Source organism: Bacillus sp. z14 (2026) (assembly GCF_058313575.1).
This window is the reverse complement of the sequence record NZ_JBZFQK010000002.1, coordinates 483,487-498,363: the sequence shown is the minus strand read 5'-3', so window position 1 is coordinate 498,363 and position 14,877 is coordinate 483,487. Positions and strand designations below refer to the sequence as shown.

General features: G+C 36.4%; 17 protein-coding genes. 4 read left to right on the top strand and 13 right to left on the bottom strand.

What is annotated here, in order from left to right; genetic code table 11:
• The first annotated feature begins 2 nt into the window (after positions 1–2).
• Positions 3–1,670, top strand: a complete 1,668-nt coding sequence (gene rnjA / locus AC4G3O_RS08455) for a ribonuclease J1 (RefSeq protein ID WP_066100868.1) — start codon at positions 3–5, stop codon at positions 1,668–1,670.
• Between the two features lie 40 nt (positions 1,671–1,710).
• Here the strand turns inward: rnjA and AC4G3O_RS08450 are convergent, their stop codons facing one another.
• Positions 1,711–2,700 carry a cytochrome d ubiquinol oxidase subunit II gene (locus AC4G3O_RS08450; RefSeq protein WP_066100870.1) on the bottom strand — a complete coding sequence of 330 codons (990 nt, stop codon included), beginning with the start codon at positions 2,698–2,700 and terminating at the stop codon, positions 1,711–1,713.
• A gap of 613 nt (positions 2,701–3,313) precedes the next feature.
• Between AC4G3O_RS08450 and AC4G3O_RS08445 the strand changes: the two genes are divergently transcribed.
• Positions 3,314–4,132 carry a mechanosensitive ion channel family protein gene (locus AC4G3O_RS08445; protein ID WP_066100873.1) on the top strand — a complete coding sequence of 273 codons (819 nt, stop codon included), beginning with the start codon at positions 3,314–3,316 and terminating at the stop codon, positions 4,130–4,132.
• A gap of 42 nt (positions 4,133–4,174) precedes the next feature.
• Here AC4G3O_RS08445 and AC4G3O_RS08440 read toward each other — a convergent pair whose 3' ends face one another.
• The 6 genes from AC4G3O_RS08440 to AC4G3O_RS08415 form a co-directional block, all read right to left on the bottom strand.
• A complete protein-coding gene (locus tag AC4G3O_RS08440; protein ID WP_066100876.1) occupies positions 4,175–5,293 on the bottom strand; it encodes an N-acetyldiaminopimelate deacetylase in 1,119 nt (372 codons plus the stop codon).
• 72 nt (positions 5,294–5,365) lie between these two features.
• Positions 5,366–6,076 carry a 2,3,4,5-tetrahydropyridine-2,6-dicarboxylate N-acetyltransferase gene (gene dapD / locus AC4G3O_RS08435; protein ID WP_066100880.1) on the bottom strand — a complete coding sequence of 237 codons (711 nt, stop codon included), beginning with the start codon at positions 6,074–6,076 and terminating at the stop codon, positions 5,366–5,368.
• Positions 6,077–6,155: 79 nt separating this feature from the next.
• The gene (ccpC, locus tag AC4G3O_RS08430) at positions 6,156–7,028 is read right to left on the bottom strand and encodes a transcriptional regulator CcpC (RefSeq protein WP_066100883.1); all 873 of its coding nucleotides are present in this window, start codon (positions 7,026–7,028) and stop codon (positions 6,156–6,158) included.
• A gap of 107 nt (positions 7,029–7,135) precedes the next feature.
• A complete protein-coding gene (locus AC4G3O_RS08425; RefSeq protein WP_491136063.1) occupies positions 7,136–8,641 on the bottom strand; it encodes an MDR family MFS transporter in 1,506 nt (501 codons plus the stop codon).
• 259 nt (positions 8,642–8,900) lie between these two features.
• Complete coding sequence (cbpB, locus tag AC4G3O_RS08420; protein ID WP_066100889.1) at positions 8,901–9,347, bottom strand: cyclic-di-AMP-binding protein CbpB; 447 nt, start codon at positions 9,345–9,347, stop codon at positions 8,901–8,903.
• 208 nt (positions 9,348–9,555) lie between these two features.
• Positions 9,556–9,795: a YkuJ family protein gene (locus AC4G3O_RS08415; protein ID WP_066100892.1), complete on the bottom strand. Its 240-nt coding sequence runs from the start codon at positions 9,793–9,795 to the stop codon at positions 9,556–9,558.
• A 414-nt stretch (positions 9,796–10,209) separates the two neighbouring features.
• On the opposite strand from AC4G3O_RS08415, the gene AC4G3O_RS08410 reads away from it, so the two are divergent.
• Complete coding sequence (locus AC4G3O_RS08410; RefSeq protein ID WP_066100896.1) at positions 10,210–10,449, top strand: glutaredoxin family protein; 240 nt, start codon at positions 10,210–10,212, stop codon at positions 10,447–10,449.
• 59 nt (positions 10,450–10,508) lie between these two features.
• On the opposite strand, the gene AC4G3O_RS08405 is transcribed toward AC4G3O_RS08410, so the two are convergent.
• The 3 genes from AC4G3O_RS08405 to AC4G3O_RS08395 form a co-directional block, all read right to left on the bottom strand.
• Positions 10,509–11,147: a DUF3993 domain-containing protein gene (locus tag AC4G3O_RS08405; protein ID WP_491136062.1), complete on the bottom strand. Its 639-nt coding sequence runs from the start codon at positions 11,145–11,147 to the stop codon at positions 10,509–10,511.
• Positions 11,148–11,375: 228 nt separating this feature from the next.
• On the bottom strand, positions 11,376–12,140 hold the full coding sequence (fadH, locus tag AC4G3O_RS08400) for a 2,4-dienoyl-CoA reductase (protein WP_066100902.1): 765 nt from the start codon (positions 12,138–12,140) through the stop codon (positions 11,376–11,378).
• 195 nt (positions 12,141–12,335) lie between these two features.
• Positions 12,336–12,545 carry a hypothetical protein gene (locus AC4G3O_RS08395; RefSeq protein ID WP_491136061.1) on the bottom strand — a complete coding sequence of 70 codons (210 nt, stop codon included), beginning with the start codon at positions 12,543–12,545 and terminating at the stop codon, positions 12,336–12,338.
• Positions 12,546–12,871: 326 nt separating this feature from the next.
• Between AC4G3O_RS08395 and AC4G3O_RS08390 the strand changes: the two genes are divergently transcribed.
• A complete protein-coding gene (locus AC4G3O_RS08390) occupies positions 12,872–13,660 on the top strand; it encodes a metallophosphoesterase (protein ID WP_306821535.1) in 789 nt (262 codons plus the stop codon).
• Positions 13,661–13,724: 64 nt separating this feature from the next.
• Here AC4G3O_RS08390 and AC4G3O_RS08385 read toward each other — a convergent pair whose 3' ends face one another.
• The 3 genes from AC4G3O_RS08385 to AC4G3O_RS08375 form a co-directional block, all read right to left on the bottom strand.
• Positions 13,725–13,880 (bottom strand): hypothetical protein, encoded by a 156-nt coding sequence (locus AC4G3O_RS08385; protein ID WP_175354217.1) that lies wholly within the window; start codon positions 13,878–13,880, stop codon positions 13,725–13,727.
• 93 nt (positions 13,881–13,973) lie between these two features.
• Positions 13,974–14,336, bottom strand: coding sequence for a fluoride efflux transporter FluC (locus tag AC4G3O_RS08380; RefSeq protein WP_077247944.1), 363 nt, complete (start codon positions 14,334–14,336; stop codon positions 13,974–13,976).
• Positions 14,333–14,713, bottom strand: coding sequence for a fluoride efflux transporter FluC (locus tag AC4G3O_RS08375; RefSeq protein ID WP_140461227.1), 381 nt, complete (start codon positions 14,711–14,713; stop codon positions 14,333–14,335). The genes AC4G3O_RS08380 and AC4G3O_RS08375 overlap by 4 nt, the downstream gene beginning before the upstream one ends.
• Between the last annotated feature and the right edge of the window lie 164 nt (positions 14,714–14,877).

The following is a 14,877-nucleotide window of genomic DNA, read 5'->3' as shown; positions in this document are numbered from 1 at the left end:
ATATGAAATTTGTCAAGAACGACCAAACAGCTGTTTTCGCCCTCGGAGGGCTAGGCGAAATCGGCAAAAACACATATGGCGTTCAATTCCAGGATGAAATTATTCTAATTGACGCCGGAATAAAGTTTCCGGAAGATGAATTACTTGGCATTGATTATGTCATACCGGATTATTCCTATATCGTAAAAAACGCGGACAAGATTAAAGGTTTGTTTATTACTCATGGTCATGAGGATCATATTGGCGGGATACCTTATTTACTAAAGCAAGTGAATATTCCACTTTATGGAGGCAAATTGGCACTTGGATTAGTAAAGAAGAAATTAGAAGAACACGGTTTACTAAGACAAGCCATTATCCATGAAATTAAAGAGGACGATGTGATCAAGTTCCGGAAAACATCTGTTACTTTCTATCGTACCACTCACAGTATCCCGGATGCATACGGCATTGTGGTTAAAACACCACAGGGCAATATTGTACATACCGGTGATTTCAAGTTCGATTTTACTCCGGTTGGAGAACCTGCCAATTTAACTAAAATGGCTGAAATTGGTAAAGAAGGTGTTCTATGCCTTCTCTCAGACAGTACAAATAGTGAAATCCCTAATTTCACTATGTCTGAGCGTAAAGTTGGCGAAAGTATACATGATATATTCCGAAAAGTAGAAGGACGCATTATTTTCGCAACCTTTGCTTCGAATATTCATCGCCTGCAGCAAGTTACAGAAGCAGCTGTACAAAACAACAGGAAAGTAGCCGTTTTTGGTCGCAGTATGGAAAATGCCATCGAAATTGGACTTCAACTTGGTTATATTACCGCACCAAAAGAAACATTTATTGATACTCAGCAATTAAATAGATTACCGGCAAACGAAGTAACGATTCTTTGTACTGGTTCACAGGGTGAACCGATGGCTGCCTTATCTAGAATTGCAAACGGTACTCACAGACAAATCCAGATTAATCCTGGTGATACAGTTGTATTCTCATCATCACCAATACCAGGTAATACGGTTAGTGTATCACGCACCATTAATATGTTATTCCGTGCTGGAGCCGATGTCATTCATGGTCCTTTAAGTAATATTCATACATCTGGCCATGGTGGACAGGAAGAACAAAAATTAATGCTCAGATTGATGAAGCCTAAGTTCTTTATGCCAATCCATGGAGAATACCGCATGCAGCGAACACATGTACAAACAGCTGTGGATTGCGGTGTCTTGGAGGAAAATTGCTTTATCATGGACAACGGTGAAGTGCTGGCACTTACTCAGGATAGTGCTACCGTTGCTGGCAAGGTACCTTCCGGCAATGTCTATATTGATGGAAGCGGGATCGGGGACATTGGAAATATCGTCCTTCGCGACCGTCGTATTCTTTCAGAAGAAGGTCTTGTGATAGTTGTTGTCAGCATCAATATGAAAGAGTTCAAAATTGCTGCTGGGCCGGATATCATTTCTCGCGGGTTCGTCTATATGCGTGAATCAGGAGATCTGATTAACGATGCTCAAAACCTAATCACTCAGCATTTAAATAAAATCATGGCACGTAAGACTACACAATGGTCTGAAATTAAAAATCAAGTTACAGACACACTCGGACCTTTCTTATACGAAAGAACCAAAAGACGTCCGATGATTCTGCCTATTATCATGGAAGTATAAAAAGCACAAACGCGAGTACCTTAACAGGTACTCGCGTTTTTCATTTTGTTCGGAATAACATTTTATTGATCAATAGAGTAAATGGAGTCAGAAGCAATAATCCGATTACCAATAAGCATCCTAATGTTAACCATAAGTGGCTCCCATTAAACGAGTCCAATGTAATGAACGGATCAAGTATAAAAGGCAAATGTGAAATACCATATCCGTAGAAAGCAAACAAAAACTGAAGTAATACAAATATAAATGCTAAACCATGTCTTTTATTTCGAATGATTAAGTATAGGGCAGCCATAAAGCTAATTAAAGAAAGCGCAAATAACCACCAAATCTCCAGAGCATTTTGAAAATGACGCAAATTATGTCCCCTTAATGAAATAGTCGCTAAAGCAACTGCAATGATCGTAGGAACACTCCAAAAAAGAGCATAGCCTCGCACAGTCATACTTGCCTCCTTATCATTAGACTTTTCCTTATAATAGAGCAAGAATACGGCGCTTATAAACAATACACTTACAATTGTCAGAAACACGACACTCCAGGAATAAGGACTGAGGAACAATTTTTTTACCAGGAGAAACACTCGTTCTCCTTCTTTTTTTATAAAACCTCCCTCAGATATCGTAAGCCCAATGGATAAAGAGGCAGGAATAAGGATCCCAGTCGAAACATAAACGAACAAAAATGACCAGCTTGTTTTGTTCCCTTTTTTATACAAAAAATGTGCCATAAATCTGATGACTACCAGTAATAAAACGACCAGCCCTGGTAGAACCAATGCTCTGCCAAAATAATTAAATGTATCCGGAAAAAATCCAATTAATCCTGCCACAAAAAATATAAAGAAAATAATCGTAATATGCCAGAGTCGTGGATCATAATGACCTGTCGATTTAGGAATTCCCACCTGCTTACCTTTAAAACGACCATAATATGTAAAAAAACCAACCCCAAACTCAATGGAAGCAATTATGACATATACATAAAGGAAGGACCATAATACCGTTATTGTCAGCAGTTCAAAATTCAAGGTTACGACGCCTCCTTTTTAGTTTTATAAAGTGATTATTACCTATCCATACTATTTACCGGAAAGAGAGAACCGCTCTTCATTCTTCACATGTTTCTTGAATGTCCCACGGAACTATTAATCACCGATTGATTTCCAATCAACGAACCCTCTTTTCGCCTAAAATTCCAATATATATCCAAAATAAATATCACATATGCAAATAATACATAATCCGGTTAAATGTTTACAGTATTTTCAACCAAACTTTTTGGGAAAATAGTAAAAGTGGCTATGAACACACCAGTAACATAACTCAAGGGTCAATATTTAAAATTTGTAGAAATTGATAAAAGCAAGCTTTATTATCTATAACTTTATCATTGTATCAGTTTATGTTGAATAATGATTATGTCTTTTCAAACATTTTACCTTTCACTTGGCAAATCATTCAACTTCCTTTATGGTATATCTATATTATTCTATTATGATAGTAAAAGGCTGCATACATTTTCCTTCAAGATGAAGGTTATAGTATACCAAAAAAATTGTATCTATCATAATTGAATACTTCCGTTTATATCAATAAAGAAGTTGTTAGGAAAGGATTGGTTTAATGGAGAATTCGTTCATAATGGGTTTTAAATTTTCAGATCTCAAGTGGGAAACCTGGCTTTTCGATATTGGAATTTGGGTTCTAAAAATCTTTTTATTTTATTTAATCTATAAAGTAATACGCACGTTTACTTTTAAAATCATTGAAAAGATTTTCTCGCGCATGCAGGCCAAAGAGAATCTTTCTGAGAACCGTACGAAAACATTGGAATCCTTAACGAAAAACGCTTTTGGGTACGTCTTTATATTTATCTTAATAGTCACCATCCTGGAAATGTTAGGAATCAACGTTAGTGCGATTCTAGCCGGTGCCGGAATCGTTGGTTTAGCGGTCGGCTTTGGGGCCCAGGGATTAGTGAGTGATGTAGTAACCGGCTTCTTTATCCTGCTCGAAAAACAGATTGATGTTGGGGATGAAGTGACAATAGGAGTTATTAAAGGCGTTGTAGAAGTAGTCGGACTTAAAACAATCCAAATAAGAGGTTATGACGGAAGCCTCCACTATATTCCCAATCGACAAATTGCCATACTAAGCAATCATTCACGTGGAGCTATGAGAGCTATGGTGGAAATTAAACTTAAAGCAGAAGATAATTTGGAGGAAATCACAAAATCAATTAAAGAAATATGCCATACAATGGCCGAAAAAGATGAAGATATCCTAATGGGACCCGAGATTCTTGGCATCCAGGATATGGGTACAGCTGATTATACAATTCAAATTGTAGCCCGAACAACAAATGGACAGCAATACCATGTTGAACGTCAGCTACGCTCTAGGATTAAAATAGCCATCGATCAAATAAGGCTTCAATACGCTGCTGAAGGAACAGAATAATATAGAGAACCCGGCTGCTATCTCTTTAGCCGGGTTCTCTTTTTATATTGATTTCATTCGAATATAATCTGTTATAACCGATACAGCAAAGGGTAGTGCCTTTTCATCAGGATTTAATTTAGCATGGTGCAATCCATACGATGACTGAACACCAAGCCAGAACATAAAGCCTGGAATCTCCTTAATCATGTATCCAAAGTCCTCACCCGTCATTGCTTCCTTGCAATTGACGAATGTCGTATCCTGCCGCTGATACAGAAATTTCATAAACTCTTCTGTTAGATTAGATTCGTTATATACTTGATAGTAGGAAGAACCAAAATCAACATTAATCTTACAATCAAGAGCCACTTCCATTCCTTTTGCCATTTCCAGTATTCGATTCCGGATCAATAGCATAGAATCCTCAGATAGCGTCCGAATCGTCCCTTCTATCCGCGCATTTTCAGCAATACTATTTTGGACAGTCCCTCCTGTTATTTTCCCAATTGTAACAACAGCCGAATCAAGTGGATTAATATTTCTTGCTACAATAGTCTGAAGCTGAGTAACAAATTGACAGGATGCAATCACCATATCATTCGTCAGATGCGGATAAGCAGCATGTCCACCAACCCCTTTAAAATCTATAAAGATCTCCGAGGTATTAGCAAAGAGTAAACCTGTTTTGGTAGCGATTGTTCCTACCGGATATTCCGGAGCTATATGCAATCCAAAAATCAAATCAGGTCTCCACTTAGAAAACTGCTCAGCAGCAATCATCTCCTCTGCTCCTCCAGGGCCCTCTTCTGCGGGCTGGAACATAAATAATACATGGTCATTGATTGGATTTTCCACTAAATCTGTTAATACACCAAGGGCGATGGTCATATGAAAATCATGGCCGCATGCATGCATATAATCTGCATGCTCGGATTTAAAGGGAAGCTCCGTTTCTTCTCGAATCGGCAAACCATCAATGTCAGCACGGTAGCCTATGGTTTTCTCAGGAGATAGCCCTTTTACTCGAACAAAAATTCCTGTTCTCCATTTTTCCCATTCTATACGATCCTGAGGAAGATTTCTTATGTAATCTATCAAATATTGTTGCGTCTTAAATTCCTTATAACCAGGTTCAGGGATCCTATGCAAATCTCTTCTTATAGAAATTAACTTTTCCAAATTGCAGCTCACCTCATCTCCAATTTAAAAACAGGCGCGGAAATCATCATCTCCACGCCCCTTCCATTTTTATTATAGCTGACGAAGCTCATCCTTAATTTCAATTTTGGATTTAGTCTTTTCATCAATTGTTTTAATTACTTTAGCCGGAACTCCAGCAACTACTGTATGAGCAGGAACATCTTCTACTACAATTGCTCCAGCCGCTACTACAGCTCCCTCTCCTACTCTGACGCCTTCTAAAATAACCGCATTAGCACCAACAAGTACATTATCTTCGATTACAACAGGATTGGCAGATGGAGGCTCTATTACGCCAGCCAACACTGCTCCTGCTCCAATATGGCAATTTTCACCGACAGTTGCACGTCCGCCAAGCACGGCATTCATATCAATCATAGTCTTATCTCCGATGCTTGCACCAATATTAATGGACGCTCCCATCATAATCACCGCATTATTTCCAATATGAACCTGATCACGGATAATCGCCCCCGGCTCAATACGTGCATTAATCCCTTTTAAATCCAGCATTGGAATTGCGGAATTTCGACAATCATTTTCAATAACATAATCTTCTATTTTCGCCTTGTTTTCCTCTAATGTTGGTTGAATATCAGACCATTCTCCAAAAATCACCCCTGTGTTACCGGTAATAAATGTTTTAACCTCAGGATTAAATACCAGCTCACTGATTTCTCCCTTTATGTATACTTTAACCGGCGTTTTTTTCACACTGTTTCCGATAAAGGATATAATTTCATTTGCATCCATCATTTTCATAGTATATTTCTCTCCCCTAAATAATTTTCTATTACTTTATCAAACAAGAGTAGGAAAAACAAGAATAGAGATTTCATTTCTATTCAATTAACATTTCCTCAATCAAACTTACAAAAGCCTTAACCTGTCTTAATTCTAAGGAAGCATCGTAGCTTACAAGCCATGTCTTTCTTTCAACAGACTGCCCCTCCAAATCATACAAGGGATGTTTAAAATACGAGGCTTCACCTTCTCTTAAAGAAATACCGGGCAATATGGCATACCCAATTCCATTCATCACCATTTGTTTACAGGTTTCAATTTGATCCACAAGAATGGTACGTGTCGGTGGAATTCCATAATGGCGGATCCACCAATTTTGAATCTCTCGATAATAGTTCGAATCACTTTTAAACAAGATAAATGGGCGTTCTGTAGTTAACGCATCTGATAATTGGTTAAGCTCGGTATCCACAAGGTATAAGTGATCACTGAACAATAGCTTTTTATAACCATGCCAGTCAGGAACCCCTCTCAATATACCAATATGAGACTCTCCATTATAGATATTTTCGATCATTTCACTGCTCCAGCCTGTCACAAGTGAGATCTTAACATTGGGATATTTGTTAACATATTTCTTTAAAATCATCGGGAGCCAATATTGGCCGACTATAGAAGCACTCGCAATTTTTAATGTACCTTGTACATTATGATTGAGAGCATCTACTTTTTCTCGTGTTTTTTCTTTTAATTTCAGGGATTCCCTGGCATATTGAACGACAATTTCTCCCGCCTCCGTCAACGTCATTCCTTTTGCTGATCTAATAAAAAGCGGTGTTCCCCATTCTCTTTCTATTGATTGAAGACGTTGTGAAAGTGCCGGCTGAGAGACAAACATTCTTTCGGCAGTCTTACGTAAATTCAGTTCAACAGCAAGAGTATCCAATAATTCAAAATCAGTTATAACCATTTGTTCTCCTCACAAACCAATCTCTTCTTAATCAGACATTCATTTTATTTTACCTTTATATTCTGCTGAACTGCAAATATTACAATATAGCAGATTTAATGAGGCTGTTACGATTTCTCTTTTGGCATTTTCAATATCAAGAACAAGCTCAGTATAGCCAGTAGTAAGACAATGAAATACACAATACCCAATGAATGTGTTAATCCACTTTGGATCTGTTCCAATCTTTCCGGCTCTATAGAAGATCGAATCTCAGTGTTAAGCAATTCGTTTACCGAATTTAAATCTATATTTTCATTTTGTGAATAATAAGCGTTTAAACGATTATTCAATATACCTCCCAATAATGCGGCACCGATTGTGTTTCCCAGATTTCTCATGAACATGTTTGCAGCTGTTGCAGCACCTCTTTGTTCCCAATCCACAGTAGATTGGATGGACACGATAAAAGCAGTGCTTGTAAGCCCCATTCCCACACCAAGCAAGAAGGATCCAGAAGCGGCCAAAAACACATATCCATGGGAGGGCAAAAATGTAAAAGCCAGTGCACCCAGTATGATAAAGATTCCACCTGTTATACAAGTAGTACGATACCCTATCTTCAAGATCATATTGCCTGATATAAAGGATGCTATCGGCCACCCTATAGACATGGCAGTAAGAGTAAATCCTGCTATCATTGGGGATTCCTCCATTACTCCCTGTACAAATGTTGGTAAATAGCTTGATACTCCAATTAAAACAATACCGGTTGTAAGAGAGGTTAAATTAGCAAACAATATTGATTGATTCTTCCAGATAGAAAAAGGCATAACGGGCTCTACAGTTCTGTTTTCATGCTTCACAAAGCAAAACACCAAAATTAGCAGGAGTATAATTAACAACGAACTTTTTAAAGAAAGCCAGGAAAATGAAATCCCTCCTTGCACAAATAAAAACATTAAAAGCGACAAAGAAACAGCAAGCATTGCTGAACCCATATAATCTACCTTTTGTTTTTTAACCGTCTTTTGCTCATGGAAGAAAAATAGCAAACCTCCTAAAGAGAGAAATCCTAACGGAATATTAATCCAAAAGATCCAGCTCCATGATATGTACTCGATTAATAATCCGCCAATAGCAGGTCCCAAAATAGCCGATATTCCCCAAACACTTGATAAATAACCCTGAACTTTTGCTCGTTCTTCTTTCGTATATATATCCCCTACAATTGTCATTGCAACGGGCGTAATGGCTCCAGCTCCAAAACCCTGTATTAAACGAAAAAAAATTAAGCTTTGCATGGACCATGCATATCCAGAGCCGAGGGAACCAAGCAGAAACACTGTAATCCCAAATAACAATACTGGTTTTCTGCCAAATAAATCAGATAGCTTCCCATAGATCAATACCGTTACCGTATTCATTAGCAAATAGGCTGAGAAGACCCAACTATACAGGGAGAAGCCTCCCAGATCACCAACGATCTCAGGCATTGCAGTTGAAACGATAGTACCCTCGATGGCACCCATGAATAAAGCCAATAGGATTGAAATTAATACTAAAGGGCGTTTTGTCTTCTTCTTTGCCCTTTTGAAAGACTTTTTTTCTATGCTTGAATCGATTGAATTCATTTTTCCACGCCCCTCCCTATCATTTTAACGAAGTTCCTATCCTGGATAAAGTTAATTTGGAATATTATATCTATTAAAAGTTTTGTTGAGTTATTAGCATGTCTTAGAGTGTTTTATTGATAACATTGTTTAAAGTCACTTTTAAATTTAAGTTATACAACTTTATAAACCATGTAAAAAACGCCTGGATCTTTATCCAGGCGTTTTAAAAAATGTTTATTTTTTAATCCACTAATCATTATCGATTGAGATACTGATATTAATTATATTTAATGATTTTTATTAAACGATTTGTATGCTTCATAACCTGCCTTCTGGTCAATATACCTTCGAAAGCTCCCTCAGTACCTACCACACATACAAATGGATGATCAATGAGAAGTTCCATTGCTTTTTCAATTGAATCACTTTCTTTAAGACATGGAAGATTGGGATCCATCACTTCTGCAACCTTCATCTCTTCCAGTTTTTCAAATTCAATTCGCTCCAAGCCCAATATTGCATCCATTATCTTTGGTGTACTAATTAATCCATGCAGCTTATAATCATGTCCCAGAACTGGTATAGCAGTATATCCGCTTCTAGTAAGAACCAATAATGCATGTTCGAGATTATTTTCCTGCTGTACATGAGCAACACGTTCAGACGAAATCATTAAATCCTTTACAGTCAGTTCGAATCCATCTAATTTTTGCATATCTAACATGGTTAAGAACCCCTTATATAGTTAGTTCCTGGTTATCCACTTTTGGTTTTATTCGGAAGACTTAACTGTTCGATTTGTCAGTAATTATCTTCCCTTCCCCACTTTAAAAATTTAAGTTAGAGATTTTCAGAAGCATAACCTACATGATTAGGAACAAATACCTTCATCATGATAATGGAACATAACCAAATCATCTCAAATTTCCAAATTAGCTATAAATTAACTCAAAAATTTCAATGGCAATCATATCAATATTATCAAATTGATACTTCATAGTTTTTCCTTTATCCTGAAAAATCTCTAATTCGAATGTTTCAGTTTTATCGAAATAAGATACTTGACATTTAACTTGACCTTCAACTTCAAACACACGTTGTGCTGTATCTGATACTTTCCCTTGCTCCTGTAAGTTTTTCAAACGTGATAAAATTCCTTGTAATCGTGACATATCTAATATATGCTCCTTTCATGACTTACCAACAAATAAAATATATTGTCGCTTATGGACTGGCCATTAGTAACAGAATAGAGGAATAGGCATTATTTGTATACCCAAATTCATTATAACGTATTTGATGGTTACACCTTTTATTTCATCTCTTTTTTTAGAGACTTCATCATTTTATCATAAAAACGTTCCAAGAAAAATTCCAGCGCCATATTTTTCACTTTAAAGCAGACTCAATCAAAATAAATTGACAAGATCTCTCTGGTGTTGGCAATTCTTTTTCTCTTTCTAGTTCTTTAATTTGATAAAAGATAGCCCTGCCTGATATCCTACTTAAAATTTGTACTATAGTAAACAAAAAAGTTTCATGTATACTGGTAGATACAAATTAAACAAAAGAAAGGATAGAAAAAAGTGGAACCAGTTCTTTTTTTTACGCAACCAGGCTGTCCGCCATGTGCTTACGCCAAAAATTATTTTGATGAGCACAATATTCCCTATACCTTAAAAGATATTCAGAAGGATGCAAAAGCAAAAAAAATACTTATGACCAAATATGATTCATATTCTACCCCAACGTTTGTCATTGGTGATCAAGTAATCATTGGATTTAACCAGGAACGAATTATGGAATTGTTAAATATTAGAGATTAATACAAAAAAGCTAATCCTCATTCAAGCAGGATTAGCTTTTCCATTCATGCCATCAGTATCTAGAAAGCAATCATCCCAAACCAATGAGACATATGATTAATGAACCCGTAGCTAATATAATCTGTCAATCTGTTTATGAAAGTCGGATTGGATGGCTCCTTATCCACACTCGAATTTTGGGCTATTTCTTGACTGTCATCAAGTGTTTTCGGATCGAAAGCAATTTGGTAATCATTAATTACCCATTTATTATGGTCATACATCAGCCTGATTGCCTCGTAATGCCCTTCATAGCTGACTGGTCCATCTGTATTGCCTGGAAACCATTCATACACATACCATTGATCATTAGCAGAACTATATCCTAGTTTAGTATGTTCACTATATGTAAAAAAAGGAATATAATAAAGGGCTATATCCGTACCATAGGTTTGATAGCCACTACCATCCACACTTTTTTGTACATTCATGTTTATAAAATCCTCAGTGTATTCCTCTGAGAAGGAATTTTTTAATAAATCTCGAATATTGTCCATTGATCTTGGTTTTTCTGAAAGAGATACCTGCAATTGAAATGCGCTATCTAAAAGATTAAATGCATCTTGTTTATCCAGTGTACTTTTAGCATCTACTTTGACAAGAGGAGAAACCGCTAATACAAGCATGGTAATAAACAACGAAGTTAAAACCTTTTTCATTATGATCCTCCTTTTTAAGTACATATCTCAAGGCCTTTTTTAGCTTATTCCCCTTTTTACCAGAATAAACACTTTTTACTGAAAAATAATACAAGGATAGTGAAAACTAAAATATCATCTTAAACAGCTAGTCAAATGAACGCACAAAAAACAGTTCAATTAAATCAGCATATTGAACTGCTCTTTAAAGATTTCAATTCTTATTAAAACCATTCATCCATCCTATGCCTAAAACGGAAATTGATTGAGATGAGCACCGCCATCCATTGTAATACAATCACCATTAATATAGTATGCCCGATCAGACAGTAAATACAGGGCTAAATCTGCAATTTCCTCCGGTGTTCCTAATCTTCCAAGCGGAACACTTTCAAGCGTTCTTTGAGCTGCTTCTTCCGATTGAAATAACTTATCTGCTCCCCCAGTTCTTTCAATCGGCCCGGGAGCTATCGCATTTACGCGGATTCCATATTTTTTACCCCATTCCACAGCCAAAGTTCTAGTCATTGTCAGCACACCAGCCTTTGCTGAGGCAGAGTGAATGACATATGGACCTGCATCCCACGCATAGGTAGCGACCATATTGATGATTGATCCTTTAATGCCATTTTCTATCCAATACTTGCCGATGAGGCTGCTGCAGTAAAAAGTACCATTCAAAACAATATCAATGACAGATTTCCAGCCATTCGGTGATAGATCCTCTGCCGGACAAATAAAATTACCTGCTGCGTTATTAATCAAATAATCGATTGTACCAAATCTGTTAACCGTCTCTTCAATGGTTCTTTTAACATCCTCCACATTTCGAACATCCATCTGAACAGCCAGTATATTCTCCTGATTTTCTGCAAATTCTTTAATGGTGTTATCCAGTTTTTCTTTATTCCTTCCGGTAATGACTACTTTAGCCCCCTCATTTGCAAAACGTTGAGCCATAGCCTTTCCCATTCCACTAGAACCACCAGTTACAATCACTACTTTTCCCTTCATATGAGCCCTCCAAATAAAATGAATGATTATTCACTTTTATTATATCACAAAATTCTGTCAATAATATCCAGAAATGCTGAATTAGCAAAATAGATGAAAAATATAAATATAACGGGATTTTTAAATTTTAGCCAATCAAATTAAATGATAAAAGGGCCGCCTAATGGCCGCCCTTAAAAATTTTATATGTTTTACTTATGATTGATTGATTAGTTCATTAAGTTTAGAAAGAGTACTAATCAATGTTTCCTTTTTATTCGTACCTTTGCCATTTACTTTTAAATCATTAAGCATAACAAATACTCTGCCGGGATCTCCTTTTTTATAGAATCCATACATATATACTTTTATCATTCCTATTTTTGCAGGAAGATAGATCATTTCATATGATTTGGCTTTATTCATCTGTAACACCCTCGTCCTCAGAATGAAACATCCCATTCAGTTAACTAAATATATAAATCATTATTTCTATAAATCTAAATACCTATTGTATTTTAATTTTACCTTATTTTAGGTAGTTAATCTATAGACCAAATAGCACATAAATTTTGTAATCAAAAAGTAATACTCATACATCTTAACAATTTTCTTAATGAATGATAGGATTAGACTGACTATTATGAGATAGGAACTTTATAATGAAGAAAATAACCAGAAGATTCTTTTTAAAAAAATCATTTGCCTATATAGCTACTATTCTTTGCTCTCTTATAGGAGGGCGATTTTATATGAAAGATATTGAACCCTCCTGGGTTGATATAACACGTTTTTCCTATTCCCACCCACTTATTCCAGACTCCTTTCAAAATATTAGAATTGTCCAATTCAGTGATACTCATTTGGGTTTCCAATATAATTTGTCAGATTTAGAAAAAACGGTTGAAACCATTCATTCACTTAATCCCGATATTATTTGTTTTACAGGTGACCTGATGGATAATCCGAATGAATATAGAATAACTCCTAAGCTCAATCAATTATTAAGTCAGCTGGAGGCACCTCTTGGTAAATATTGCGTTTTTGGCAATCATGACCATGGCGGTTATGGTACGGAAATTTACAAAGAGACTATGGTTAGTAATGGATTTACCCTGTTAGTAAATGAATCAAACTTTATAACCCTGCAGAATGGCCGTCAAATCGTAATAAGCGGGGTAGATGATGCAATGCTCGGCAAGCCCAACCTGGATGTAAGTATACCGGTACAATCCAGTGATTTATTTACCATTCTTCTATCTCACGCTCCTGATTATGCTGATTATGCCGCCAGTTACCCAGTTCATTTACAATTAAGCGGACATAGTCATGGAGGACAAATTCAGTTTCCTCTTTTGGGTGCGATTGTGACTCCTCCTTTTGCAGAAAAATACAGGGAAGGATCCTATAAAGTTGGCCCTTTATCCTTGTATGTAAATCGTGGTTTAGGTACAACCCGAATTCCATACCGGTTATTTTCACGTCCTGAAATCACGGTCATTGATTTGCAGAAAGGCCAAGAAGGCTTAAAAAAACGATAAAGGCAAACGAGCAGACCCTACATTCTGCCCGTTTGCCTATTTTCTGGCTGTTTTATGCCATGTGTTATTTCTTCTTTTTCAGATACTTCTCTTCAGCTTCAATAGCAGGAATTGGTCTTGAAAAATAAAAACCCTGTGCTTTTTCACATTGTATATCTAACAGAAAATCTACCTGTTTATTACCTGTATAGCTTTTAATGTTACTCTTTAAAGTTGTCATAGTCAGGGCACCTAATAGTTCATTTTTTGAAATAAATTACATTTCTTTCGATTATTTTATAATACATTGTCGAATTTTCATAGAGACGAGCGGTTAATGTCCTATATTTTTCATAAGATGATAGCACAACATACAACAAACTGACGTTCCTGCCAAAGAAAAACTTACATAAAGCAATAACTTGCGGTGTTCCCGGCTCAGCATTAAATCCAAGGCTTCAATTGCAAAAGTTGAGAATGTAGTAAAAGCCCCCAAGCTTCCTATCACAGTAAACATATGCATACCGCTTCCCCGCTCTATTCCTATCCCGGCCGATATACCAATTAAACACGAACCAATTAAATTAATAACAAGAGTAGCTAGAGGAAATGAATGATTATATTTTTTTAACCAGCCAGTCATTACATATCTTAAACATGCTCCGAGAAAACCACCTAATACAATTAATATAATCAACGCGCTTCCCTCTTTATCCAACTAGACATAATAAACCCTAACCATGCCATTAAGAGACCTGCAATCATACTCAGAAAAAAATAAATAAGACTATATAGGGGATAAGTTGCTGCGAGATTGGTTATTTCCAATGCAAAGCTACTCATCGTTGTAAATCCTCCACATAAACCAGTTCCAAAAAATAATTTTAATCTTTCATTTCCCTCATTTTTAAATAGCGAATAGGTGAGATAGGCTAAAACAAAGCTTCCAAAACCATTTATGAATAAGGTGTTAAACGGAATAGGACTGCCAGATGACGGGATCAATAAACTTATCCCGTATCGAGCTAACGCACCCATTGCCCCTCCGCAACCAGTAAGTAGCAGCTTTTGCAAGGTATCACACTCACTTTCATAATTCTTTTACCTTCAATTTCTCGGGTAGTCTGTTTTGAAAATTAATTCGTTCAAATAAGATATGAAACGTTTTTCCTTTTATCCCATAGCAGAACACGTTATAATCAGTTATATGCTTTTACTTATTATCATGAAATATTCTT